The sequence below is a fragment of the Streptococcus infantis genome (assembly GCF_047463175.1).
Taxonomy (GTDB): Bacteria; Bacillota; Bacilli; order Lactobacillales; family Streptococcaceae; genus Streptococcus; species Streptococcus infantis_AC.
In genome coordinates this window covers 212,767-236,464 of record NZ_JASHEJ010000003.1, presented here as the reverse complement: position 1 = coordinate 236,464, position 23,698 = coordinate 212,767, and the positions used below count along the sequence as shown (strand labels likewise).

Below are 23,698 nucleotides of genomic sequence, written 5' to 3'. Positions count from 1 at the left end.
CACTAGCTTATTTTCGGAGAAATAGATAAAAATCGTTAAGAAAGGGGCTGAAAGATGTCTCATATTATTGAATTGCCAGAAGTCTTGGCCAACCAGATCGCAGCAGGAGAAGTCATCGAACGTCCTGCCAGCGTAGTTAAAGAGTTGGTTGAAAATGCCATTGATGCTGGCTCTAGCCAGATTATCGTTGAAATCGAGGAAGCTGGACTTAAGAAAATCCAAATCACAGATAATGGTCACGGGATTGCCCACGATGAGGTCGAGTTAGCCCTCCGTCGTCATGCGACCAGTAAAATTAAGAATCAAGCGGATCTTTTTCGGATTCGGACCCTCGGTTTTCGTGGTGAAGCCCTGCCTTCTATCGCTTCTGTCAGTGTTTTGACTTTGTTGACAGCGGTGGACGGTGCCAGTCACGGGACCAAGCTAGTGGCTCGTGGGGGAGAAGTTGAGGAAATCATTCCAGCGACCAGTACTGTGGGGACTAAGGTTTGTGTGGAAGACCTCTTTTTCAACACACCGGCTCGTCTCAAGTATATGAAGAGCCAGCAGGCAGAGTTGTCTCATATCATTGATATTGTCAATCGTCTGGGGCTAGCCCATCCGGAGATTTCTTTTAGCCTGATTAGCGATGGCAAGGAAATGACACGAACAGCTGGTACGGGTCAACTGCGTCAAGCCATTGCTGGGATTTATGGTTTAGCCAGTGCTAAAAAGATGGTTGAAATTGAGAATGCTGACCTAGATTTTGAAATTTCTGGTTTTGTCTCATTGCCGGAATTGACACGTGCTAACCGCAATTATATCAGCCTTTTTATCAATGGCCGTTATATCAAAAACTTCCTACTCAATCGTGCTATTTTAGATGGTTACGGCAGCAAGCTCATGGTGGGGCGTTTTCCACTAGCTGTTATTCACATCCAGATTGACCCTTACTTAGCCGATGTCAATGTGCACCCAACCAAGCAAGAGGTGCGTATTTCTAAGGAAAGAGAGCTGATGGCACTGGTTTCAGAAGCTATCGCAAAGAGTCTAAAGGAACAGACCTTGATTCCAGATGCCTTGGAAAATCTTGCAAAGTCTACCGTTCGCAATCGTGAAAAGGTGGAGCAAACCATTCTCCCACTTAAAGAAAATAATCTTTACTACGAGCAAACGGAGCTGACAAGACCGACACAAGCTGAGGTGGCAGACCATCAGGTGAACCTGAATGAAGAGAAACAGGATTTGAATCTGTTTGCTAAGGAAACCTTAGACCAGATAACCAAACCAGCCAAACTCCATTTTGCAGAGAGAAAGCCTGCTAACTATGACCAACTAGACCATCCAGAGTTAGACCTGGCTAGTCTGGATAAGGCTTATGACAAGTTGGAGCGGGAAGAATCTTCAAGCTTCCCAGAGTTGGAATTTTTCGGTCAGATGCATGGAACCTATCTCTTTGCCCAAGGTCGAGATGGGCTCTACATCATAGATCAGCACGCGGCTCAGGAACGGGTTAAGTATGAGGAGTACCGTGAGAGCATTGGCAATGTTGACCAGAGCCAGCAGCAACTCCTAGTGCCCTATATCTTTGAATTTCCTGCGGATGATGCCCTTCGTCTCAAGGAAAGAATGTCTCTTTTAGAGGAAGTAGGCGTCTTTCTAGCAGAGTACGGGGAGAATCAATTTATCTTGCGCGAACATCCCATTTGGATGGCAGAGGAGGAAATTGAGTCTGGAATCTATGAGATGTGCGACATGCTCCTCTTGACCAAGGAAGTTTCAATCAAGAAATACCGAGCTGAACTAGCCATTATGATGTCCTGCAAGCGGTCCATCAAGGCCAACCATCGTATTGATGACCACTCGGCTAGACAACTCCTCTATCAACTCTCTCAATGTGACAACCCCTATAATTGTCCACACGGACGTCCTGTTTTGGTTCACTTTACCAAGTCGGACATGGAAAAGATGTTCCGTCGCATTCAGGAAAATCATACCAGTCTCCGAGAGCTAGGAAAATACTAATACTCTTCGAAAATCTCTCTAAACTGCGTCAGCCTTACCTTGCCTAACTCAAGTTATGCCTACGGTTAGCTTCCTAGTTTAGATTTGATTTTCATTGAGTATAAATTGAAGGGAAAATTATGTACGAATATTTAAAAGGTATCATTACCAAAATTACTGCTAAATACATTGTCCTTGAGGCAAATGGTATCGGTTATATCTTGCATGTAGCCAATCCCTATGCTTACTCAGGTCAGGTTAATCAAGAAACTCAGATTTATGTGCACCAAGTTGTCCGTGAGGATGCCCATCTGCTTTACGGCTTTCGCTCAGAAGATGAGAAAAAACTCTTCCTCAGTCTGATTTCGGTCTCTGGGATTGGTCCTGTGTCAGCTCTTGCTATTATCGCTGCCGATGACAATGCTGGCTTGGTTCAAGCGATTGAGACTAAGAATATCACTTACTTGACTAAATTTCCTAAAATCGGTAAGAAAACAGCCCAACAGATGGTATTGGATCTAGAAGGTAAGGTGGTTGTGGCAGGGGACGACCTCCCTGCTAAGGCTGCAGTTCCATCTAGCAGTGACAACCAAGAACTGGAAGAAGCTATGGAAGCCATGTTGGCTTTGGGCTACAAGGCAACTGAGCTCAAGAAAATTAAGAAATTCTTTGAAGGAACTTCGGATACAGCAGAAAATTACATTAAATCTGCTCTCAAGATGTTGGTGAAATAGGAGATTTCTATGCCAAAACGCTGTGGCTGGGTTAAAATGAACAACCCTCTATATGTAGCCTACCACGATGAGGAATGGGGTCAACCTCTCCATGACGACCAAGCCCTTTTTGAGTTACTCTGCATGGAGACTTATCAGGCTGGTCTTTCTTGGGAGACGGTGCTCAACAAACGCCAAGCTTTCCGAGAATCCTTTCATGACTATCAAATTCAAGCGGTCGCAAAGATGACCGACTCTGAATTGGAAGCATTGATGGACAATCCAGCTATCATCCGCAATCGTGCCAAGATTTTTGCGACGCGAGCCAACGCCCAGGCCTTTCTACAAGTTCAGGTAGAATTCGGAACTTTTGATGCTTATCTTTGGTCTTTTGTCGGTGGGAATACGATTGTGAATGATGTACCTGACTACAGAGGGTCTCCTGCCAAAACAGCTCTATCTGAGAAATTATCCAAAAATCTCAAAAAACGAGGCTTCAAATTTACTGGACCAGTCGCTGTTTTGTCCTTTCTACAGGCTACAGGGTTGGTTGATGACCATGAGAATGATTGTGAATGGAAAGGAAATTAAATGATGTCTAACAAAAATAAGGGAATTCTGATTTTTGCGATTCTCTATACAGTTCTCTTTGTGTTTGATGGTGCTAAATTGCTGGCTTCTGTGATGCCATCTGCCATTGCGAATTATCTAAAATATCTAGTCTATGTAGTATTAGCTCTATATGGCTCTTTCTTGTGCAAGGATAGATTGATCCAACAATGGAAGGAGATTAGAAAGACGAAAAGAAAATTCTTCTTTGGCGTTTTAAAAGGCTTGCTCTTTCTCATTCTGATGACTGTTATCTTTGAATTTGTATCAGAGATGTTGAGGCAGTTTTTGGGACTAGACGGACAAAGTCTAAATCAGTCGAATCTTCAAAGCATCTTTCAAGAACAACCACTACTGATAGCGGTTTTTGCCTGCATCATTGGACCTTTGATGGAAGAACTCTTATTCCGTCAAATTCTATTGAGATATTTGAGAAAAAGTCTGCCAACTTGGCTGAGTATCTTCATAGTCGGCCTTGCTTTTGCCTTAATCCATATGCACAGTTTGTCTTTGTCAGAGTGGGTCGGTGCAGTCGGTTATCTAGGTGGTGGCCTTGCCTTTTCTATTATTTATGTGAAAGAAAAGGAGAATATCTACTATCCCCTACTTGTTCACATGTTAGGCAATAGCCTAGTCTTGATCATTGTAGCTATCGGTAGTATGTGATGAAAATGCTAGTAACGATACTGAAAAAAGCTGAGAAACTCTTCCCAGCTTTATTTTTTATAGTCAAAGCGAATGACTTGCTCCGTTGCGTCCACATATGCGTGAACTCCAAAGGGAACAATTGCTCTTGGTGTGGCATGGCCAACGTTTAGATTATAGACAATCGGGATATTGCTATCAATGGTGTCCATTAAAGCCTCTTTATAGTCGTCATAGAAAGTTTCATCCATAGGTTTTCCGACCAAGAGTCCACTGATGACCTCGAATACACCAGTTTCCTTTAAAGTCCGCAACATCTTTTGGAAGTCTTCAGGATTAGGCTTTTCTTCGCTGGTTTCTAGCAAGAGGATTTTTCCTTTCCAGTCTGACAAGTCAGGGAAAAGTTTGTATTTTTGGCAGAGCTCCGTGCTGTCTGCGTATCGAGAGTTGTCAAAGATATCGTAGAGAGATTCGAGGCAACCACCGAGGATTTCTCCCTCGAACTGGGCATTTCCTTATAACAAGTCAAAACCTGTATTTGCATGACTGACACGAGGTGTCCCCAGAGCCTTGGAACTGAAGTCAGTTCGTTCCTCATACCAAACGTCACTAGGGCGGATTTCGGAGATTCTTCCAGTCTCAATCAATTCTTTAAAGTAGTGGCAGCTATATGGCAACATTTCTTTGTCTAACTCACAAATGTCTGCTAAAAAGGATTGCCCATAAAAAGTCTTGATTCCTAGTTTATGCAACATGAGATGGTTCATGGTCGTATCCGAGAAGCCAAGAAAAATCTTTTGTTTGATAACTTTTTCTAGTTGGTCATTTTCAAAAAGGTAGGGCAACAAACGATAGGTATCATCTCCACCGATGGCGCATAGGATCATGTCGATACTATCATCAGAAAAGGCTTGCATCAAATCCTCCGCACGTGCTTCAGGATGGTCCTTGATAAAGTCTAAGCCTTTTAACGAATGGGGCAAAAAGGTAGGATTGAGTCCTAGATCCTTGAGACGTTGAATACCCAAGTCCACTTCGTGTTTGACAAAGTCTTCTCCGATAATGCCACTAGACAAACTAACAATACCAATAGTAGAAACCATATCTCATCCTCCTAGAAATAAATTGATGCTATTGTATCACAAAAGATGAGGAGAAACAACAAGAATTAGAATCAGAAAATGGCTTTTAGATCACGAGAGTAGTAAAAAAGCAACCGTTCGATGTGGTTGCTTTTTATAGTAGTTGCATTCTTATAGAGCAGTAAGGAAGGTCAGTCCGCCAAGGATAACCCCAGCCGAGTTTGGAATGATTAGAATCCAGTCTTTCTTAGGCTCTTTTGTCCATCCATAAATGACCCAGATTAAGCAAGAGACTGCTGCTGATAAAGGTTGAAATGGTTGAGCTTTATTTCCTTGTAAATTGGCAAAAATTTGGGGGATGTAGGCTATAAATACAATAATCCCGATAAAGGCACCAATTGAACCAACAATTTGATTAATTCTCTGTTTAGTCATATATATTTCTCCTTATTACTTTATTAGCATAACAGAAAAACAACTTGGATTCAAGGATAAAACCTCGGGATTCCAAGGGAAGACTTTACATTAGAATGTTATTAGAAAATGTGTTTACTTCTTTTGAGAGTCGAAAAATGATTTGGAACTACAAAAAAGTAGTCTGTCTACAAAACACACTACTTTTATTGTTTATCTTAATATCTAGCAGGTCCTGCACTTGCGCTCTTGATGTTGAAACGTTTTTTGAGGTAGAAACGTAGAGCAAGAAGTGCTCCACCGATCACCAACAAAACAAGTGGTGGGAGGCTGATGTTGATGGCTTGTGGAAGGAAGTTGCTCAAGAAGAGAATGAGAACCCATGCAAACATAGTTGCTAACATAACCAAAAGTGATTTCCAGAATGGAGGGCGTTGGCTACGGTCAGTATCTGGTCCGTAGTAGCGGTAGATGAAGTGATAGAGAAGGTAAAAGGCAACTCCACCAAAGGCCCCTACACTGATAAGTGTTACCAATCCGTAAGCTACGGGTTGGTTTGAGAAGAAGCTCATCAAGGCACTAACTACTGCAAACAGTCCTGTAATGAAAAGGGCTGAATCCAACATCATCAATTTTGGATCGTCATTTTCCTTTGGATGTTCTTTTTCGTATTGCTCTTTTTCGCTGAAACTATGAGCCCAGTGAGTTGGTGCTCCGTAGATAGAGCGGGCTGTCACTCCTTTTGGTTGCTCCTCAAGGATATGAGGAATCACTTCTTCAAGGATAGCCTTGATTTCGGCATCGGTTTTCCCGTCCTTGAGAAATTGCTGGGTTGCAATATGGATAAATTCTTGGTTTTTCTTTGTTAATTCTTTTAAATCAATTTGTGACATAATAACTCCTGTTTAGAACCATTTTTTATGGATGAGGTAAAGAGTGAGAGAAACACTCATAGCAAAGGCGATAAAGACGATGAGCCAGAAAGCATGCGGTTCTCCGTTTAAAGGGATTTCATTGTCCTTAAAGTTCATTCCGTAAGCTGAGAAAATCATAGTCGGGATAGACATAACGATGGTCACGAGGGCCAAGGTTTTCATGATATTGTTCTGGTTGTTTGAAATGATAGAGGCAAAGGTCTCTGTCATAGAGTGAAGGACGTTTCCATAGATATCCGCCATCTCGATGGCCTGTTGCGTTTCAATCAATGTGTCTTCCAGTAGGTCTTCGTCTTCAAGGTATTTCTTAATATTGCTAGTTGCGCTGGTCAATTTTTTAATCACACGCTCATTTGTCTTAAGAGAGGCCTTGAAGTAGACGATGGTCTTTTCTAACTCCATGAGTTCAATCAATTCTTCATTTCGAGTAGATTTGTGAAGTTGGGTTTCGATTTGCTCACTCTTGCGTTCGATTGAACGGAGGGCTGTCAGGTAGATTTCAGCGTTGCGGTAGAGGATTTGAAAGATAAAGCGCGAACGCATAAAGGTATAGAAATTCCGAAGTCTCCGATTGATAAAGATATCTAGAAGTGGTAGAGGTTCCAAACAAGTGGTAATAATAGCCTCTTCAGTGATGATAATCCCCAAGGGAATGGTCACATAGTAGGTGCGATTATTTCTCTCTTCAGTAATGGGAACGTCTACGATGATCAGAGTGTATTCATCTTCAATGGTAATACGAGACATTTCTTCGGCATCGAGTGGTGCACGGAGGTCCGCGATATCAATATCAAATGCAGAAGCAATTTCCATCGATTCGCTTTGGGTAGGATTGACGAGATTGATCCAAGTGCCCGGCTGGAGCGTATCGATCTCTTTGAATTCAGTTGTTGTTGAGAGAAAGACTTGTTTCATATCTCCGATCCTTTCCTAATCTATTCTGTGTTAATACTCTTCGAAAATCAAATTCAAACCGCGTCAACGTCGCCTTGCCGTACTCAAGTACAGCCTGCAGCTAGTTTCCTAGTTTGCTCTTTGATTTTCATTGAGTATAAAGTGATTTTTGACACCGTACTATTATACTACAAATTCGGCTTTTTTCAAACAAAATCTTACAAAAATACCGTTGTTATTGGCTTTTCGTTTTGTCTTGAAATGTTGCTTTTTTAATTTGCTCCCCTTTTTGCTCCCCTTATAGTGCTTTTAGTGCAGTTTCGTAGAATGAGACTGCTTTTTTTGCGTTCTCTTTTGAGAGGTGGCTATAAATATCCATAGTCATGGATAGAGTGGAATGACCTAAACGGTGCTGAAGCTCCTTGTAAGGAATACCAGAGTTAAGTAGTAAACTTGCATGAGTATGACGAAAACCATGGAAACCTATGTTAGGAACATCAGCACGCTTAAAATGTGTTAGCAGTCTTCTTTTAAGTTTTGAACTGCTAGGGTACTCATGAATAAAATCGGAAAATACCACGCTTTCACGTTTTCCTATCTTCCATGCTTCCTTAGTTTGGCGTAGCTTATATTGTTTTAGCATATCGATAGTAGATAAATCTATATCTATATCCCGATAACTAGCCTTAGATTTTGGGCTATTAATTTCTAATTCCCGATTTAGTGTTTTGGTAATATGCACTATGGCATTATCTAAGTCTATATCAGACCAAGAAAGGGATAAAGCTTCATTGATACGGCAACCAGTAGCCAGTAGGAACTTATAGAGCGTTGTCTCATAGTAATAACGATATCTATTGCTATCTAAATTATCGAGATAAACAAGAAACTTTTTTAATTCTGGATTATCAAAGTGTTTTACTTTTTGTCGCTTTGCTTTCTGAGTGTTACGAGGTAAAACAACATCACGCGCAGGATTGGACGGTATCGCCTGCATAGTTACACCATACTGTAAGATACGTTTATTAAGCGCGTGTATCTTGTCATAGTGTAGAAAAGCCCCTTTTTCGCCTCTATTAGTCTTGTCAGCAAGTTTATTGATAATTGACTGGATAAGTGGAGTAGTGAGCTTATCGAGCTTATAGTCCCCGAAAATAGGTAATATATGGTTATCGATTAACTTTCTAACATTACCTTGAGTGTTTGGCTTAACTGTATTCTTATAACTTTCCAACCAGAGATTAGCTAATTCCTGATAGCTTGTTATGGTACTAGCTTTTTGTCTAGTAGATCCTGCTTTTTGAAAAGCAATTTTTTCCTGATTGGCTTTCTGTTTTACTTCCTTTTGTGTTCGCCCCGTTACCTTGGTTTTTACTTTCTTTCCTGTTACCTGGTCAACTCCTAGGTAAACACTTGCTCGGTAGACTTTACTACCGTCTTTTTTTATAACTTCAGTTATTTTCATGATGATAAACCTTTCTAAAATACATCAGCAGGCAAGCTATTATTAAAAAGGTTTTAGATTGTGGTTTATATCATGCTAGGGCTTACGATAAGACCCTTATTTTCGTTTCAGTTCTTCCAGTAGAGAATACATAGCATCAATGTGGTTATATTTTTGAAATTCAGGATCTTGGTTTTGTGCAATAAAGTATACGTATTGTCTACCGGATTTGAATTTATCGATAGCTTGTTTTTCCACTAATTTCTTTAAATATTTTAAAATTGTATTTTTGTGGATTTTTAGTTTTTCTTCCAAAGTCTCTCTTGTTATGAAACGGTTTTCGATTATTAATTCTAATATTTTTTTCTCATATTCGTTATCAATATCCAGGTTATCTATAAGGGAAGTATCCCATAATGTAAGTTCAACTGAGTCTAATTCAGTTCGTAAATTGGGATACTTTAAATGACTCTCTTTAACTGCTTCCATTATTTTGGGTATACCAGTTCCAGCTTTTTCACATAAATTTAAAAACCTAAAAATTTCTTGTATTAAGTAGTTTCTTGGATCAGAATGTGCCCCACTAAAAAAGTCCTTTATGTCAATTCTAAGTGTTCCGCCATTTGTGAATATGTATCTATCAGAATATCTAATTACCATTATCCCTTTTTCGCTTTTATAATCACTATGAATAAGGCTGTTAACGAATGCCTCACGAATTGCAATTCGTAACTTTGAAATCCCAATTCTATTCATAGAATTTTCTTGAATTTTAGAGTTATCATTTAAAGTTAGATACAATTTTTCAATAACTAGGTGAAAGAAATTAAAAAGATTATCTTCTCCCCACGTACCATCATAAATTACTCGGTCTTTAAAGCGATTATTTTCGGTAAATTCTTTTAAAACATATTCTACGTTATAGTGAGGAATAAACTCTTTTATGGCATTATGTGTTCCAAAAATTAATAATCCAGCCACAGTTGGTTTTATTTTATTGTCTGTACGATCTCTTCGTAGAGCGCTTATTTTTAATAGAAATTGCTCGGTGTCTAATTTGGAAAAAGGGTGCTCAGCATTAATATTATCGAACTTTTCTCTATAATGGTTTATTGTTTCTTTATCTAAATCTGATATAGAGAAATCCTGAACAAGTGTACTATCAAAACTTTCTTTTGCAGAGTCTCTTAACATCGCATTGATTTGCTCTTGTGAACACCTAAAATCACCAGTCCCCTGACGAAAATAGGTAGATGCTATGTTGTCATTAAGATATATAGGTTTATCCTTGTAGTCTACCTTGTTAACAGGGATAATGACAATCTCTTTTCCTTTTATATTTACGACTTCAACACTTTCTTCATTAATCACATTTCTATTAATTTTATTAGGGTTATTAAGTAAACTATATAATTCGTCCAGTACTTTATCGGGATCATTAACTCCAGAAATATAAAAATCTTTATTCTTTGTATTCTCTGAGACACCTAGAATTAACAGACCATTATTTGTATTAGCGAAGGAACAAATTGTTTTCATACCATCTTTAGGGAAAGAATTTTTAGCTTCTTTGAATTCAACACTTTGGTTCTCCCCTGATAATAACAATTTTTGTATATCGTATTTTCTCATTTTTTCTCCAATCAATTTGCACACGCATTCGCACACGCGCGGGAAAAATAGTTTATTTTTAGTTAGCTAACAGTGCTATTAAAGGTTTTTTTGAAAGTAGATTATTCGCACACGCATTCGCACACGCATTCGCACACGCGCTTCAGGATTGTTGAACATTGTGGCGCGTGGTAGGCTATAAGTCGTATTTTTCCTTTTTAGGTAATTCATTAATAATTTGACAAATAGCTTTTAAATTATCGTATGACAAAAAGTCTAAATTATATATGATTTCGTTTTTTAGTACAGGAATATCAGACATTTCGCTTAAGGCTATCTTTATTCTTGAACTATAATTATCTGATAAAAGGTCATCTTCAGTCATTTCTAAGTATTCTTCTGCATCTTTTAAAATGTTTTCAAGAGTTTTTGCTTCTTCATACCCCAACAATACCCCAACGCTTACCCCGAAGTAGTCAGCTAGTTGCTGGGCTTTTTCTGGTTTGATTTGGCTCTCTCCGTTTTCCCAATTTTGAAGAGTTCGATAATGAACCCCAATATTTTCAGCTAACTTTTTTTGAGATAGCTTTTTTTCTTGTCTTAATTCTTTCAATCTATTCATGTTTTATCACACCTTTCAAAGATGATTATATACTATATCTTAGAAAAAGTACATTTTTTTTGTGCAAAAATTAAAAAAACAGTTGACAGTAGAAAAAGTATTGTGTATTATACAAGTTAAGCACAGAAAAAGTGTGCTAACCCCCTCCGACCTTTCACACTTTCAATCTATTTATGGAGGGGGATTTTTTAGAAAGGGGGAAAACTATGAGCAAACTACGAGGCTATCGAGTTATGTTAGGACTAACTCAACAACAGATGGCGGACAAGCTAAAAATTTCTTTGCAGTCATACAACAACAAAGAATTAGGTAAAACGCCATTCAATGACAAGGAACGCCTAGCGGTTAAGTCAATGGTTGCAGAAATCAAACCAGATATAACTATAGATGAACTATTTTATAGCTAGAAAGGAGTGAACCGAATGGATCTAGTTTATATGGACGGTAAGAAAGAACCGTACACATTAAGTAGTATTGTGGCAGAATGCACGGGATTGCAACATCACACAATAACCAAAACGATCCGCAAACATCAAGAAAGGTTTGAACGGTTCGGAAAGGTTGGATTTAAAATCCAAGCTATGGAAAGTGGCCAGAATACCAAGGACTATATTTTGAATGAGCAACAAGCGACCTTGTTAGTTACATTCTTAAAGAATACCGAGCAAGTGGCCAACTTCAAAACCAATCTTGTCAAAGCATTCTTTGAAATGCGTGAGGAACTTTCTAAGTTTCGTATTCAGAGAGCGCTAGAAAAACCAAAAAGAAAAACACTGCATGACAGTATTGAGACATGGACTAATGCACCCAAGCACGCGCATAGCACCATGAACAACTTGCTACTGAAGGCAGTAACCGACAGGAACGCTAAGCAGTTAAGGAAAGAACGTGGGGGCTATAACGGCATTGATAGCTTGACCAGTGACGAGCTGGAGCAATATCAAGCCTTTGAGGATATGGTAATAGCTATGATTGGCTTGAATATGAGTTACCAAGAAATCAAGGCTATGGCATTCAGAAATAAAAATACACGCCATAGAAGCGCGTGAGAGCAACAAAAAAGGCTTACCGAGACCAATCAGCAAAGCCTTTCACACTAACACTAAAACGAATTTAACAACGCAGGCAAGCTATTATTAAAGAGGTTTTAGTAAAGATTTATACCTAGATTATAGCATATTTAGGTCAATTTGACCATACGGAGAGCGCCAACTCTTAAAACTGGTACTTTCTCACGCTTTCAATTTGGCGAGTCTGGGCGAGGGAATTAGCTAGTATAGGAAACAACCATTAAAAAGCCCATCAAGGCGATTACATAAACATAGAAACAGAGGTAAAAAACATGGACACCTACTTTGAAGATTTTGAAAAAGAGCTGGGACTTGTAGAAGAAAAGCTAGATATTTTATCAGAGTGGCATTTATCCAAGGAACACCATGGGGCAACAGAGATTGCTGAAGATTGTAGATCAGTAATTAGTCAGTTATGGATTCAATTTTATAAGCTTTCAGAAACCTATAAACAACAGGAAGCTGACCATGAAGCGTTTTTCAATGCCAATGTAGAAAATTTATTGGGTGAGTTGAAAAAACATGATGAATTTTTAGAGAACAATTCTATAAAATTAGGGGAAGGGCGCCCACACTGGTTATTATTCAACTATTTGAATAAAGCTGTTAGGAGTTTCACTGACCCTCAGGAACTAGCAACAGCTGATACTGGTAATATTTGGGCTTATCTACGTAGCTTGATTATAAAGGATTTGAAAGAAAGAGGGCTATTGAAATGATAACAGACCTAGACAACATGACACAAGCAGAATTTGATGAACAAATGGCTGAAATCAAGGAGAGACACCCTAACCTCTTCCAGTTTATCTCTGATTTTGTAGATCGAAAAGTAAGCACCGAAGAGGTGGACGACTTCCTGAAGATGGGACGAAGCGACCAAGTGGACTACATCAAGAACTATAAGGCGAGGGCATAACATGAACGAACTAGATTTAACCAATACACAGGCGGTTATCTTCATGATGGTATTGATTGGTGTACTACTCTATCTAAACAACCGAGACCGCCCAAAAAGCGCCAAATTTGAGCGAGAAAGCAAACAGACGATAGAAACATCTAGCGAGAGTTTAACCCCCGATTATGGGCGTTATATCCAGCTTGCAGGAGTCAATGTATGGGGAGGAATTGAATGAGTCTAACAATGAATGACAAGCGAGTATTAAGACTAATCAAGGTCGGGGCTGAGAACTCCATAACAGGGGCAGAAATCAGCCTGATCACTAAGCTAGCAGAAAGAACCGTACAGGACATTATTAGCCGTTTAATCACGCGCTACGGCGTTCCTATCGTTGGGGTACGTCACGGAGCTTTTAGAGGCTACTTTATCCCAGCTAACAAAGAGGAACTACTGGACGGAGCAAAGGCATTCTATAACCAAGTACAAGAGGAGCAGAAGCGTCTGACTGTCCTTTTGAATGCCGATTTAGAGAGCTACAAGCAACTACTGAAGGGAGCTGATGAATTTGTTTAGTCTCAGCAAAGAGAGCGAATATGAGCTAACTCATGGCGTTCTGGAGCTTGTGGAGAACTACCTGGAAGCGCGTGATACAGTCAAATCACGTTTGACGGGATTAATCACGGCACAGGAAGCCATGGACGAATTAGACATAAAATATAAGACTTTGCAAAGGTGGGAAAGTGCAGGGTTAAGACGATACCAGCCCCCACTAGAAGATACTAGGAAGATCTATTATAGAGTTTCTGACTTGCTGAAGTTTTTGGGGGTGGAAAATGGCTAGATATAACACACACCCAGTACAAGGTGGAGGTCATTATCATGACATTAAATTGTATAAGCACCGTGGCAGATCTTTGGAACAGTTCCAAGAACAAAAGCTACTGAAGAAGTTAAAAAAGAAACGCAAAAAGGGGCGATAGTATGACAATTTACGAGGCCAAAGGATTTCAGAGTAATCTTGTCTATCCATTTGATAAGATTAAGCCGTTCGAGTATATTGAACGCTTTAAGCCTTTGGTAGTCCCTGAAGGGTCAAACATTGAAGACTTCAAACGTACACAAGCGCCATACTGTATCAGTGGTAAAGTGACACCAGAAAAGAATGGCAGTTACAAGCGAAACAACTCCAGTCTAATCTATCGGGATTTGATTTTCCTTGATTATGACGATATACAGGGGACGTCTGAGGACTTCATAAAAGCCGTCTCTAGCGCTTTATTTGGCTACTCCTATATCTTATACCCGACTATCAAACATAGCTTAGAAAAGCCCCGTTTTCGCCTTGTAGTGAAGCCTGACAACGTGATGAACGAGGCAACCTATAAGCAGGTAGTGAAGGAGATAGCGGACAAGATAGGGCTACCCTTTGACATGGCCAGTCTAACCTGGTCACAACTCCAAGGGCTACCAGTCACAACAGGCAACACAGCAGACTATCAAAAAATCGTAGAGCATGGCCTAGATTATCCAGTCCCCAAGGTTGAACCAAGAGCGAAGCAAGAAACTACTGAGCTTTACAAGCCTAAAGCAAGTGGCCAGAGGTCAATGACCATGAGAATTATTGACACGCTTTTCAATGGCTTTGGAGACGAGGGAGGTCGTAAGGTGGCGCTGACACGCTTTGTAGGCTTGCTCTTTAACAAGTGGGTTGATTGTGATCTAGAGACCGCCTACGAACTTACAAAGATAGCTAATAGCGTGACTGCTGAACCTTTACCAATCGAGGAACTAGACCGTACATTCAGCAGTATAGCACGGGCAGAATACAGAAAGAGAGGGTAGAACCATAGAAAAGGAAAAATTGAAAAGCCTGGAAAGTGAAATCTTAGAGGTGAGAGAGCAAGAACAACCACCTAGAACGATGAAGGAGCTTGAAAATCGTATCTTTCAGGCTGGCGAAGAATGGCGAGCAGAACATACTGAAACAAAGGTAAACGAGTCCACAGGGGACGTTACCGAAAAGGTCGCTATGCCCCAAACCTTCACAGTCGCTAAAATTTTAAGCGATATTGTCACGTTTACTTTTATCAGTAAGAGCAATGTACCTGATTATAGCCTACTCTATATCTATGATTTAGACGAGGGTATCTATACCGCTAGTAATGACCTGTTTAACCTATTCTGTAAGACTTTTGACGTGAGAATTAAGCCCAGGGAGTGGGCACAGATTAAGTTAATGGTTAGGACATTGACCAAGATAAAGAAACCTTTTGAAAGTGCTGACCTTGTACCTGTAAAGAATGGTATTATTGATCTAAGAACTAAGGAGCTACTACCATTTAGCCCTGATTATGTCATTACAAGCAAGATCAGCACGGCTTACCACGCGCCTAAACGAGTCCCAATAGATAGAGAGGGCAAAACTTTTGATGATTGGTTGAACTCAATCGCTTGTAATGATAGTGAACTAGTGACACTGTTTTGGCAGATTATCCTAGAAGCTATCAATCCTAACCACACCCGAAATAAGTTCGCTATCTTCTACGGTGACGGTAACAATGGTAAGGGAACATTTCAGCGCTTCCTTATCAATCTGATAGGGGAAAGCAATATATCAGCCTTAAAACCTGCACAGTTTGCTGAAAAGCATAACTTAGAAACCCTGGTAGGTAAAGTTTGTAATATCGGAGATGAAGCCCCAAACGAATACTTAAAAAATCCGTCTGATCTAATGAGTATCACTAGCGGGGACACCGTGCTAGTCAATCCAAAAGGTCGGCCAGCTTTTGAAGCTACCTTTAAGCTATTCAATATCTTTTCAGGGAACTATATCCCCAACGGTGGCAATAAGACAAAAGGCTGGTATCGTAGAATTATGATCGTCCCTTTTAATGCTGACTTTAACGGGGAGAAGGAAAAACCTTGGATAAAAAACGAGTTTTTAGCAAACAAGGAAGTCCTAGAGTATGCCCTGTACAAAGCCATCAACCAAGAGCCATTTACTCACTTTATCGAACCTAAAGCAGTTAAAGGCCTCCTAGAAGAATACCAGGAAGAAAATGACTACTTGCTTTCATGGGTTAAGCATGAATACATGGAAAGAGGTTGGCATGAGCTGGACGTAGTACCTGTTTTTATACTGACCAGATCGCTGAAACATTATGCTGAAGATATGGGAATACCCAAGCCCAATGTTTACGGGGCAGGAAAAGATACTATCAGACACCTACAACAGTTGACGCCTAATAAGTACCAGCTAAAGCGGGCGAGGGTTAAAGTTGAGGACTTTGATAAATTAGACCCTTTCGATTTTGAAAGAACAAAACTAGCTAAAACTAATCACGCTGTCGTTAAAGACTAAAATGTTACCTTCTTTTTTCGCCCTAAACCCTTGGTATATCTAGGTTTTCACCCCAAAATGTTACCTTCTTGTTACCTTGTTTAGAAAGAAGGTAACGTAGTTAAACCCTTGATACTACTGACTTTTTTGGGAAAATGTTACCTTGTTACCTTATTTTTAACTCTCTATATAGGGAAAAAATAGTATTTATATATAAGGGTTATGACTTCAAAAGAAGGTAACATGGTAACAAAACAGTCTAAACTCTTGTGGCAGTAAGGCTGAACTATGTTACCTAGAAGGTAACAAAATCACTAAAGAAGGTAACAAATCTAAAAAATATTACATAATTTACCTTAAAATAGGGAGAATAGACTATGACGGATATAATAGACCTAGACGAAAAAATAACGGAACTTGAAAACCGTATTGGACGGTTCAGTGAGGTTTTATACGAAATTGTTAAGAATGAAATCTATAACTCTACAGTAAATAATAAAAACATTGAACTGATTCAGGAGAGCTTTGAAACAGTCTTTAAAGAGATTGATGAACTAAAAACAGAAAGAGATAAAAACATGACACTAAAAACATTTTCAGATAAAGCAAAAACATTTACTTTCACTTACGAATTTAAAGACCTAGATACTGCTATGGTTGCAGGTCACGCGCTACTGGGATATATGACTGGGAAATATTGCCAGCCTACAATCTCATTGACCTACAAGGATAAAGGCACGCTTGTCGCTGAGTATGTGGAAGATCACAAGCTAAACAAGACTTTCAAGCTTATTTGTGACAGTTTCAAAGACTATTACAAGCAACCAGAGGGAGATGAAGCATTTGAAGAACGTTACAAACGGGAGCGCGTGCTTCAATTCAAAGAGTCAGAGAACTTTGAGAGCTTGCTGAATAAGGTCACAAACTACGAGCTGGAACTATTAGACTATGCTGATCGCTTGCTTTCTGATAAACCTATCCCTATGGACTCTATGACCGCTTTTGGTACGTTGGAAATGCTGGGCGATGAAAGTATTAGCCTGCTCCAAAAATTGGACATAGAGGGCGAATATAAAGGCCTTGCTGATTATTCTGGTCAATAAAACATAGAAAGGGGAGCAATCCCCTTTTAGCATTTAGGTAATAGATTTGGGTTTTTCCATATAGGGGGTATTTTTGAACGAATGGAAGTTATAAAATCAATAACCATAGAGACATTTATAAAACCAATGAAAAACCAGAATATCAGTCACGGTATAGCTGAGTTGGACGGTAGAAAACTAGAGATAGACCTAGATAATCTGTATATCACCTTTGAACGTGATCATTTTGATTTAGCAAGTATACCAGGAACCAAGGGAGGTAATCGCTACTTTTTTCTCTGTCCTATTTGTGGTAATCGATGCAGAAAACTCTATAAGAGACTGCTTCAATATGGTTGTGGATCATGCCAGAAAATACACAAGTCAACACTAAACCGAAGTAAGACAGATTGCCAATACTATTGGGAGCTTGCGCTTAGGGAAGCTAGAAAAGTAGAACCAGGTTGGAGTCCAAAACGTGGCGGATATATGTTTGATAGTTTTCCTGAAAGACCAAAGTATATGAGACGTGACAAGTATTATAAGCATTATCAAAAGTTTGTGAACTACACCAGAAAAGGAGATAGTTTTTGGCTGAATGGATTGAGTTCTCTAAGGTAATTTTTAGTAGGGTGCAATTTACAAAACAAACAAATACTACATATTAGACGGTTTAAAATTTAAAAAAAGCTAGATATATCAAGGATTTAAGTAAGTAGAGCGTTCCAAAAAAGAGTGCGATAAAGGGAGCGCGTGTTTTGATAAAAAAATTATTCGTTTAAGAAAAGGAAACAGGAAATACTTAGGTTTTGGTATGGTATTGGTAAGGTTTAAATTAGGTTTTGCATTTAATAATAGTAAGGTACAGGGCTTTGTTCTAGAGATAAAACACTAAGATTTCCTAAGATATAGATACTTTTAGAGACAAAGAACGGTAAGGTATCGAAGTTTTCCAATGGTGAGATTTTGCTTAGGTAGTGGCAAAAAATATGCCTGACAAATGGCAGGATTATGTGTGTTGAACTCCGAGCGAACGCCGAGAAAAGTAGATATATCCCCCCTATCATTTATCAAGCAGATAAGAGCAATAATAATCCTCCTTAACTCCCTGAAAAACGACAAGCAGATAAGCAAAGAAATAACTTGCCTTAATTGCTTATCAAATCGCAAGGAGATACGGGGGCTATCTCCCTCCCCACGCGCTTCTATGAGCTTCACACCGTCACTGTACATTTTTTTCGTGCGAAAATAAAGAAAAGGAAAAGATGAATGACTACTAATGATATAGTTAAAAGACTAAAGAACTATAAGAAGATAGAAAAGGCAACAATCAGCTTACAAAGAAAACTAAACGAGTTAGATAATAGCTACTATCCAAAATCTGCAAACTTTGAACAGAGAGTAACAACAAGTAAGGTAAACACCACAGAGAATAGACTTATTAGTATCATTCAGAAAAAAGAAGAAGTCATAGATCAGATTATAGCCTTGACTGAAGAAAAGCTAGCAGTATTGGACTTAATCGATAATCTAAGCGACTATAAAGAGTGGCTAGCTATAACTAAATTTTATGTACTTTGTGAACCTGTTGAGATAATTTGTAAGGAGTTAAGAGTGTCAAAAACTCAGTTATATAAAGTCAAAAATAAAGCTATTGAACACTTGGAAGCTGAGGTAAACTATACTTACGACATGGTAGGACTTGAATGAGTAAGTGCCTGCTGATATGACTTATGGCGAGTGGTATAATAAATACGTTGCTAAAGGCAGAAAAAAGAGCTATAATCATGGTATTAATAAGTTGGCTCCTTTAGCCTCTCTAGTGGTTCAATAAGTGAGGCAATCAATAAAGTGTAGAGGTATTGAAATGGAAGTAATGGCTATGCCTAGCAAAGAAGTTTTGGTTTTTACAAAACAAATCCGCCACTGGATTATCGGCGATAAAACTATTTCAGGAAAGAAACAATTTATTTTCCGTGAGGACACTCCTTCTGAAATCTTAAAACTTTATCAAGATATAAAACCAAAACTTGAATTTGCTTATTAATAATCAAAAGCACCTAGAGAAATCTAAGTGCTTTTTGATATGAATTATTTTTGCCTTTTATACGCTATGTGCTATAATGAACCTATCAGCAATAAAAAAAGCACGTTTGACCGTGCTAGTTTCTTGCCTGCTGAACTCGTCAAATCTTAGCCCTTTTGTGGGGCTTTTTTGCTCCCCTTTTTGCGTACTTTGGGGGAGCAAGTAGTAAATAGTAATGTTAGTAATTTTTATTAAAAAGCGCGTGATATAAGGGTTAGGGAACTATAAGGAAACATAAAATAAGAAGTTTTTTATTATACTACAAAATCGGCTTTTTTGGTAATAGAATTTCACTTTTTTTGGTATAATGGAAAGCAACAATGGACTAGAAAGAAGTAACATGCAAGATAAGATTGTCATCCATGGGGCACGCGCCCATAATTTAAAAAATATTGATGTGGAAATTCCACGTGACAAGCTAGTTGTGGTGACGGGGCTGTCGGGTTCGGGCAAGTCGAGTCTTGCCTTTGATACCCTTTATGCAGAAGGGCAACGCCGCTATGTCGAGAGTCTATCAGCCTATGCTCGTCAGTTTTTGGGCAATATGGAAAAACCAGATGTGGACTCTATCGATGGTCTCAGCCCTGCCATTTCTATTGACCAGAAGACAACCAGTAAAAATCCTCGTTCGACGGTTGGGACAACGACGGAAATCAACGACTACCTACGTCTCCTCTATGCACGTGTAGGAACACCCTACTGTATCAATGGACATGGGGCTATCAAGGCTTCGTCTGTAGAGCAGATTGTCGACAAGGTTTTGGAATTGCCAGAGCGCCAGCGTCTGCAGGTTTTGGCTCCTGTTATTCGTAAGAAAAAAGGGCAACATAAGACTCTGATTGAAAAAATTCAAAAGGATGGCTATGTTCGTGTCCGTGTCGATGGGGTTGTCTATGATGTGACCGAAGTTCCTGAACTTGAAAAGAATAAACAACACAACATCGATGTGGTGGTAGACCGTATTATCATCAAGGAAGGTATCCGTAGTCGTCTCTTTGACTCCATCGAAGCAGCCCTTCGTATCGCAGAAGGTTATGTGGTTATCGATACTATGGATGATTCAGAGTTACTCTTTTCAGAACACTATGCTTGTCCAGTTTGCGGCTTTACAGTTCCGGAACTAGAACCTCGTCTCTTCTCTTTCAATGCTCCATTTGGTTCTTGTAGTGAGTGTGATGGTTTGGGGATTAAGCTAGAGGTTGATACGGACTTAGTCGTACCAGATGCTAGCAAGACCCTTCGTGAGGGAGCCTTAGCACCTTGGAACCCTATCTCTTCTAACTATTATCCAAATATGCTAGAACAAGCCATGACAGCCTTTGGAGTGGATATGGATACTCCTTTTGAGGACTTGTCTGAGGAGGAGAAACATCTCATTTTCTATGGTTCAGATGGTAAGGAATTCCATTTCCATTATGAAAATGAATTCGGTGGAGTTCGTGATATCGATATTCCATTTGAAGGTGTTATAGGAAATATTAAACGACGCTATCATGAAACCAATAGCGACTACACCCGCACACAGATGCGTCTTTATATGAATGAGCTAACTTGTGGCACTTGTCACGGTTATCGCCTCAATGATCAGGCCTTATCCGTTCGTGTAGGAGGAGAGGAAGGACCTCATATCGGAGAAATTTCAGACCTCTCCATCGCAGACCATTTGGAGGCTATTGATCAGTTGAGCCTATCAAAAAATGAAGCCATCATTGCTCGTCCGATTCTTAAGGAAATCAAAGATCGCTTGACCTTCCTCAATAATGTCGGTCTCAACTATCTGACCCTTTCTCGTTCTGCAGGAACATTATCAGGTGGGGAGAGCCAACGTATTCGCTTGGCGACTCAGATTGGTTCCAATCTCTCAGGAGTGCTTTATATTCTAGACGAGCCGTCAATCGGTCTTCACCAGAGGGACAATGACCGTCTGATTGCCAGTCTGAAAAAGATGCGGGATTTGGGTAATACTCTTATCGTGGTAGAACACGATGAAGACACCATGCGAGAAGCCGATTATCTGATAGACGTCGGCCCTGGTGCAGGGGTCTTTGGTGGAGAGATTGTTGCGGCAGGAACGCCTAAACAGGTGGCTCGCAACAGTAAGTCAATTACAGGACAGTATCTATCAGGAAAACGTGCGATTCCAGTGCCGTCAGAACGCCGTGTAGGAAATGGTCGCTTTATTGAGGTGACTGGAGCGCGTGAAAACAACTTGCAAAATATCACTGCTCGCTTCCCGCTAGGGAAATTCATTGCGGTGACAGGTGTCTCTGGCTCAGGGAAGTCGACACTTATTAACAGCATCCTCAAAAAAGCCATTGCTCAAAAGCTCAATCGCAATTCAGATAAACCTGGTAAGTTTAAGACGATTACAGGAATCGAGCATATCGACCGTCTGATAGACATTGACCAAAGTCCAATCGGACGGACACCGAGGTCTAATCCTGCGACCTATACAGGTGTCTTTGATGACATTCGAGACCTCTTTGCTCAGACAAATGAAGCCAAGATCCGTGGTTACAAAAAGGGTCGTTTCAGTTTCAATGTCAAGGGTGGTCGCTGTGAGGCCTGCTCGGGTGACGGGATTATCAAGATTGAAATGCACTTCTTGCCAGATGTATACGTGGCTTGTGAAGTCTGCCATGGGACCCGCTACAACAGTGAAACGCTAGAAGTTCACTACAAGGAAAAGAATATCTCGCAAGTCTTGGATATGACAGTCAACGATGCGGTAGAATTTTTCAAACACATTCCGAAAATTCAACGCAAACTCCAGACAATCAAAGATGTTGGTCTAGGTTATGTGACCTTGGGACAACCAGCTACGACACTTTCTGGTGGAGAAGCGCAGCGTATGAAGCTGGCTAGCGAACTCCACAAGCGCTCGACAGGTAAGTCTTTCTACATTTTAGATGAGCCGACAACTGGTTTGCATACTGAGGACATCGCTCGATTACTCACCGTTTTGTCTCGCTTTGTCGATGATGGCAATACAGTTCTCGTGATTGAGCACAATCTAGATGTCATCAAAACAGCAGACCATATCATCGATTTAGGTCCAGAAGGCGGTGTTGGTGGTGGTACCATCATTGCAACAGGAACTCCAGAGGAAGTAGCTGCTAATGAAGCTAGCTATACAGGACAGTATTTGAAAGGAAAGTTACATCATGAATAAACGTGTGCAAGCATTTTTAGATAAAATGGAAGAAAAAGAATTAGATGGAATCATTATCAATAACCTTAAAAATGTCTACTATTTGACAGGATTTTGGGGTTCAAATGGAACGGTCTTTATCAGTCGTGACCGTCAGGTCTTAGTGACGGATGCTCGCTATATCATTGCTGCTAAGCAGGAAGTGACAGGTTTTGAGATTCTTGCAGAGCGTGACGAGTTGGCTACTATCGCAAAGATTGCAAAAGACATGGATCTTTCTCGTATTGGTTTTGAAGATGAAATTTCAGTTTCTTATTACCACCGTATGCAGGGGGCTTTTGAAGGTTTGGAACTAGTTCCACAGACACAGTTTGTTGAAGCTCTTCGTATGATTAAGGATGAGACAGAGATTGAGACCATTCGCAAGGCTTGTTCAATCTCAGATCAAGCTTTCCACGATGCGCTTGAATTTATCAAGCCAGGGAAAACTGAGATTGAAATTGCTAATTTCCTCGACTTCCGTATGCGTGAGTTGGGAGCGGCAGGATTATCTTTTGATACTATCCTAGCAAGTGGGATCAACTCTTCTAAACCCCATGCTCACCCAATGCACAAGCCAGTAGAACTAGGCGAAGCCATTACTATGGACTTCGGATGCCTGTACGAGCATTATGTGAGTGACATGACTCGTACCATCTACCTAGGCCATGTGAGTGACGAACAAGCAGAAATTTACAACACTGTTTTGAAGGCTAATCAAGCATTGATTGACCAAGCTAAGGCTGGCTTAGGTTTCCGTGACTTTGATAAAATTCCTCGTGATATCATTGTGGAAGCAGGTTATGGAGAATACTTTACACACGGTATCGGACACGGTATCGGACTTGATATCCACGAAGAGCCATACTTTAGCCAAACTTCTACAGAAGTTATTAAATCGGGTATGGTCTTGACTGATGAGCCTGGTATTTATATTGAAGGTAAATACGGAGTTCGTATTGAAGATGATATCTTGATCACAGATACAGGTTGCGAGGTATTAACCCTTGCTCCAAAAGAATTAATCGTAATCTAAGAAAAATGAGATAAATCGTTGACTTTTACTAGTTAAAGGTTTAT

25 protein-coding genes and 1 pseudogene are annotated in these 23,698 nt (G+C 39.9%); 19 read left to right on the top strand and 7 right to left on the bottom strand.

What is annotated here, in order from left to right:
• Positions 1 to 54 precede the first annotated feature (54 nt).
• The 4 genes from mutL to QM859_RS07400 all read left to right on the top strand — a co-directional run bounded on the left by mutL (position 55) and on the right by QM859_RS07400 (position 3,971).
• A complete protein-coding gene (mutL, locus tag QM859_RS07415; RefSeq protein WP_414262632.1) occupies positions 55 to 2,004 on the top strand; it encodes a DNA mismatch repair endonuclease MutL in 1,950 nt (649 codons plus the stop codon).
• A gap of 119 nt (positions 2,005 to 2,123) precedes the next feature.
• Complete coding sequence (gene ruvA, locus QM859_RS07410) at positions 2,124 to 2,717, top strand: Holliday junction branch migration protein RuvA (RefSeq protein ID WP_414262631.1); 594 nt, start codon at positions 2,124 to 2,126, stop codon at positions 2,715 to 2,717.
• Positions 2,718 to 2,726: 9 nt separating this feature from the next.
• Complete coding sequence (locus QM859_RS07405) at positions 2,727 to 3,287, top strand: DNA-3-methyladenine glycosylase I (RefSeq protein ID WP_414262630.1); 561 nt, start codon at positions 2,727 to 2,729, stop codon at positions 3,285 to 3,287.
• The gene (locus QM859_RS07400) at positions 3,288 to 3,971 is read left to right on the top strand and encodes a CPBP family intramembrane glutamic endopeptidase (protein ID WP_414262629.1); all 684 of its coding nucleotides are present in this window, start codon (positions 3,288 to 3,290) and stop codon (positions 3,969 to 3,971) included.
• Positions 3,972 to 4,021: 50 nt separating this feature from the next.
• Here the strand turns inward: QM859_RS07400 and QM859_RS07395 are convergent.
• The 7 genes and pseudogenes from QM859_RS07395 to QM859_RS07365 all read right to left on the bottom strand — a co-directional run bounded on the left by QM859_RS07395 (position 4,022) and on the right by QM859_RS07365 (position 10,952).
• A pseudogene (locus tag QM859_RS07395) lies at positions 4,022 to 5,053 on the bottom strand (S66 family peptidase).
• 150 nt (positions 5,054 to 5,203) lie between these two features.
• Positions 5,204 to 5,467, bottom strand: a complete 264-nt coding sequence (locus QM859_RS07390; RefSeq protein WP_004250486.1) for a SemiSWEET family transporter — start codon at positions 5,465 to 5,467, stop codon at positions 5,204 to 5,206.
• A 197-nt stretch (positions 5,468 to 5,664) separates the two neighbouring features.
• Entirely contained in the window at positions 5,665 to 6,339 is a 675-nt protein-coding gene (locus tag QM859_RS07385) for a DUF1129 domain-containing protein (RefSeq protein ID WP_016466360.1), read from the bottom strand.
• 12 nt (positions 6,340 to 6,351) lie between these two features.
• On the bottom strand, positions 6,352 to 7,296 hold the full coding sequence (locus QM859_RS07380) for a magnesium transporter CorA family protein (protein WP_006152791.1): 945 nt from the start codon (positions 7,294 to 7,296) through the stop codon (positions 6,352 to 6,354).
• Between the two features lie 277 nt (positions 7,297 to 7,573).
• Positions 7,574 to 8,740 (bottom strand): tyrosine-type recombinase/integrase, encoded by a 1,167-nt coding sequence (locus QM859_RS07375; RefSeq protein WP_414262628.1) that lies wholly within the window; start codon positions 8,738 to 8,740, stop codon positions 7,574 to 7,576.
• A gap of 96 nt (positions 8,741 to 8,836) precedes the next feature.
• Positions 8,837 to 10,351: an RNA-binding domain-containing protein gene (locus tag QM859_RS07370; RefSeq protein ID WP_414262627.1), complete on the bottom strand. Its 1,515-nt coding sequence runs from the start codon at positions 10,349 to 10,351 to the stop codon at positions 8,837 to 8,839.
• Positions 10,352 to 10,526: 175 nt separating this feature from the next.
• Complete coding sequence (locus QM859_RS07365; RefSeq protein ID WP_414262626.1) at positions 10,527 to 10,952, bottom strand: helix-turn-helix domain-containing protein; 426 nt, start codon at positions 10,950 to 10,952, stop codon at positions 10,527 to 10,529.
• Positions 10,953 to 11,158: 206 nt separating this feature from the next.
• Here QM859_RS07365 and QM859_RS07360 point away from each other — a divergent pair, with 206 nt between their 5' ends.
• From QM859_RS07360 to QM859_RS07290, 15 genes are all read left to right on the top strand, one after another.
• Positions 11,159 to 11,359 carry a helix-turn-helix transcriptional regulator gene (locus QM859_RS07360; protein ID WP_414262625.1) on the top strand — a complete coding sequence of 67 codons (201 nt, stop codon included), beginning with the start codon at positions 11,159 to 11,161 and terminating at the stop codon, positions 11,357 to 11,359.
• Positions 11,360 to 11,374: 15 nt separating this feature from the next.
• The gene (locus QM859_RS07355; RefSeq protein ID WP_414262624.1) at positions 11,375 to 12,001 is read left to right on the top strand and encodes a Rha family transcriptional regulator; all 627 of its coding nucleotides are present in this window, start codon (positions 11,375 to 11,377) and stop codon (positions 11,999 to 12,001) included.
• A 293-nt stretch (positions 12,002 to 12,294) separates the two neighbouring features.
• Entirely contained in the window at positions 12,295 to 12,741 is a 447-nt protein-coding gene (locus QM859_RS07350) for a hypothetical protein (RefSeq protein ID WP_414262622.1), read from the top strand.
• Positions 12,738 to 12,938: a hypothetical protein gene (locus tag QM859_RS07345; protein WP_414262621.1), complete on the top strand. Its 201-nt coding sequence runs from the start codon at positions 12,738 to 12,740 to the stop codon at positions 12,936 to 12,938. The genes QM859_RS07350 and QM859_RS07345 overlap by 4 nt, the downstream gene beginning before the upstream one ends.
• Before the next feature lies 1 nt (position 12,939).
• On the top strand, positions 12,940 to 13,155 hold the full coding sequence (locus tag QM859_RS07340) for a hypothetical protein (RefSeq protein WP_414262620.1): 216 nt from the start codon (positions 12,940 to 12,942) through the stop codon (positions 13,153 to 13,155).
• Complete coding sequence (locus QM859_RS07335; protein WP_414262619.1) at positions 13,152 to 13,493, top strand: DNA-binding protein; 342 nt, start codon at positions 13,152 to 13,154, stop codon at positions 13,491 to 13,493. Before QM859_RS07340 ends, QM859_RS07335 begins: the two co-directional genes overlap by 4 nt.
• On the top strand, positions 13,486 to 13,761 hold the full coding sequence (locus QM859_RS07330; RefSeq protein ID WP_414262724.1) for an XRE family transcriptional regulator: 276 nt from the start codon (positions 13,486 to 13,488) through the stop codon (positions 13,759 to 13,761). Before QM859_RS07335 ends, QM859_RS07330 begins: the two co-directional genes overlap by 8 nt.
• 140 nt (positions 13,762 to 13,901) lie before the next feature.
• On the top strand, positions 13,902 to 14,762 hold the full coding sequence (locus QM859_RS07325) for a primase alpha helix C-terminal domain-containing protein (RefSeq protein ID WP_414262618.1): 861 nt from the start codon (positions 13,902 to 13,904) through the stop codon (positions 14,760 to 14,762).
• Between the two features lie 19 nt (positions 14,763 to 14,781).
• Complete coding sequence (locus QM859_RS07320) at positions 14,782 to 16,281, top strand: DNA primase family protein (RefSeq protein WP_414262617.1); 1,500 nt, start codon at positions 14,782 to 14,784, stop codon at positions 16,279 to 16,281.
• Positions 16,282 to 16,838: 557 nt separating this feature from the next.
• Complete coding sequence (locus tag QM859_RS07315; RefSeq protein WP_414262723.1) at positions 16,839 to 17,363, top strand: hypothetical protein; 525 nt, start codon at positions 16,839 to 16,841, stop codon at positions 17,361 to 17,363.
• A 90-nt stretch (positions 17,364 to 17,453) separates the two neighbouring features.
• Positions 17,454 to 17,963: a hypothetical protein gene (locus QM859_RS07310; protein ID WP_414262722.1), complete on the top strand. Its 510-nt coding sequence runs from the start codon at positions 17,454 to 17,456 to the stop codon at positions 17,961 to 17,963.
• Positions 17,964 to 18,611: 648 nt separating this feature from the next.
• Positions 18,612 to 19,052: a hypothetical protein gene (locus tag QM859_RS07305; RefSeq protein ID WP_414262616.1), complete on the top strand. Its 441-nt coding sequence runs from the start codon at positions 18,612 to 18,614 to the stop codon at positions 19,050 to 19,052.
• Positions 19,053 to 19,209: 157 nt separating this feature from the next.
• Positions 19,210 to 19,389, top strand: coding sequence for a hypothetical protein (locus tag QM859_RS07300; RefSeq protein ID WP_414262615.1), 180 nt, complete (start codon positions 19,210 to 19,212; stop codon positions 19,387 to 19,389).
• 379 nt (positions 19,390 to 19,768) lie between these two features.
• Positions 19,769 to 22,600: an excinuclease ABC subunit UvrA gene (gene uvrA, locus QM859_RS07295; RefSeq protein ID WP_414262613.1), complete on the top strand. Its 2,832-nt coding sequence runs from the start codon at positions 19,769 to 19,771 to the stop codon at positions 22,598 to 22,600.
• Positions 22,593 to 23,654, top strand: a complete 1,062-nt coding sequence (locus QM859_RS07290; protein ID WP_414262612.1) for a M24 family metallopeptidase — start codon at positions 22,593 to 22,595, stop codon at positions 23,652 to 23,654. The genes uvrA and QM859_RS07290 overlap by 8 nt, the downstream gene beginning before the upstream one ends.
• Positions 23,655 to 23,698: the final 44 nt, after the last annotated feature.

Coding starts and splice junctions, on each gene's coding strand:
- mutL (WP_414262632.1), top strand. CDS start 55: ATGTCTCATATTATTGAATTGCCAGAAGTCTTGGCCAACCAGATCGCA.
- ruvA (WP_414262631.1), top strand. CDS start 2,124: ATGTACGAATATTTAAAAGGTATCATTACCAAAATTACTGCTAAATAC.
- QM859_RS07405 (WP_414262630.1), top strand. CDS start 2,727: ATGCCAAAACGCTGTGGCTGGGTTAAAATGAACAACCCTCTATATGTA.
- QM859_RS07400 (WP_414262629.1), top strand. CDS start 3,288: ATGATGTCTAACAAAAATAAGGGAATTCTGATTTTTGCGATTCTCTAT.
- QM859_RS07390 (WP_004250486.1), bottom strand. CDS start 5,467: ATGACTAAACAGAGAATTAATCAAATTGTTGGTTCAATTGGTGCCTTT.
- QM859_RS07385 (WP_016466360.1), bottom strand. CDS start 6,339: ATGTCACAAATTGATTTAAAAGAATTAACAAAGAAAAACCAAGAATTT.
- QM859_RS07380 (WP_006152791.1), bottom strand. CDS start 7,296: ATGAAACAAGTCTTTCTCTCAACAACAACTGAATTCAAAGAGATCGAT.
- QM859_RS07375 (WP_414262628.1), bottom strand. CDS start 8,740: ATGAAAATAACTGAAGTTATAAAAAAAGACGGTAGTAAAGTCTACCGA.
- QM859_RS07370 (WP_414262627.1), bottom strand. CDS start 10,351: ATGAGAAAATACGATATACAAAAATTGTTATTATCAGGGGAGAACCAA.
- QM859_RS07365 (WP_414262626.1), bottom strand. CDS start 10,952: ATGAATAGATTGAAAGAATTAAGACAAGAAAAAAAGCTATCTCAAAAA.
- QM859_RS07360 (WP_414262625.1), top strand. CDS start 11,159: ATGAGCAAACTACGAGGCTATCGAGTTATGTTAGGACTAACTCAACAA.
- QM859_RS07355 (WP_414262624.1), top strand. CDS start 11,375: ATGGATCTAGTTTATATGGACGGTAAGAAAGAACCGTACACATTAAGT.
- QM859_RS07350 (WP_414262622.1), top strand. CDS start 12,295: ATGGACACCTACTTTGAAGATTTTGAAAAAGAGCTGGGACTTGTAGAA.
- QM859_RS07345 (WP_414262621.1), top strand. CDS start 12,738: ATGATAACAGACCTAGACAACATGACACAAGCAGAATTTGATGAACAA.
- QM859_RS07340 (WP_414262620.1), top strand. CDS start 12,940: ATGAACGAACTAGATTTAACCAATACACAGGCGGTTATCTTCATGATG.
- QM859_RS07335 (WP_414262619.1), top strand. CDS start 13,152: ATGAGTCTAACAATGAATGACAAGCGAGTATTAAGACTAATCAAGGTC.
- QM859_RS07325 (WP_414262618.1), top strand. CDS start 13,902: ATGACAATTTACGAGGCCAAAGGATTTCAGAGTAATCTTGTCTATCCA.
- QM859_RS07315 (WP_414262723.1), top strand. CDS start 16,839: ATGACACTAAAAACATTTTCAGATAAAGCAAAAACATTTACTTTCACT.
- QM859_RS07305 (WP_414262616.1), top strand. CDS start 18,612: ATGACTACTAATGATATAGTTAAAAGACTAAAGAACTATAAGAAGATA.
- QM859_RS07300 (WP_414262615.1), top strand. CDS start 19,210: ATGGAAGTAATGGCTATGCCTAGCAAAGAAGTTTTGGTTTTTACAAAA.
- uvrA (WP_414262613.1), top strand. CDS start 19,769: ATGCAAGATAAGATTGTCATCCATGGGGCACGCGCCCATAATTTAAAA.
- QM859_RS07290 (WP_414262612.1), top strand. CDS start 22,593: ATGAATAAACGTGTGCAAGCATTTTTAGATAAAATGGAAGAAAAAGAA.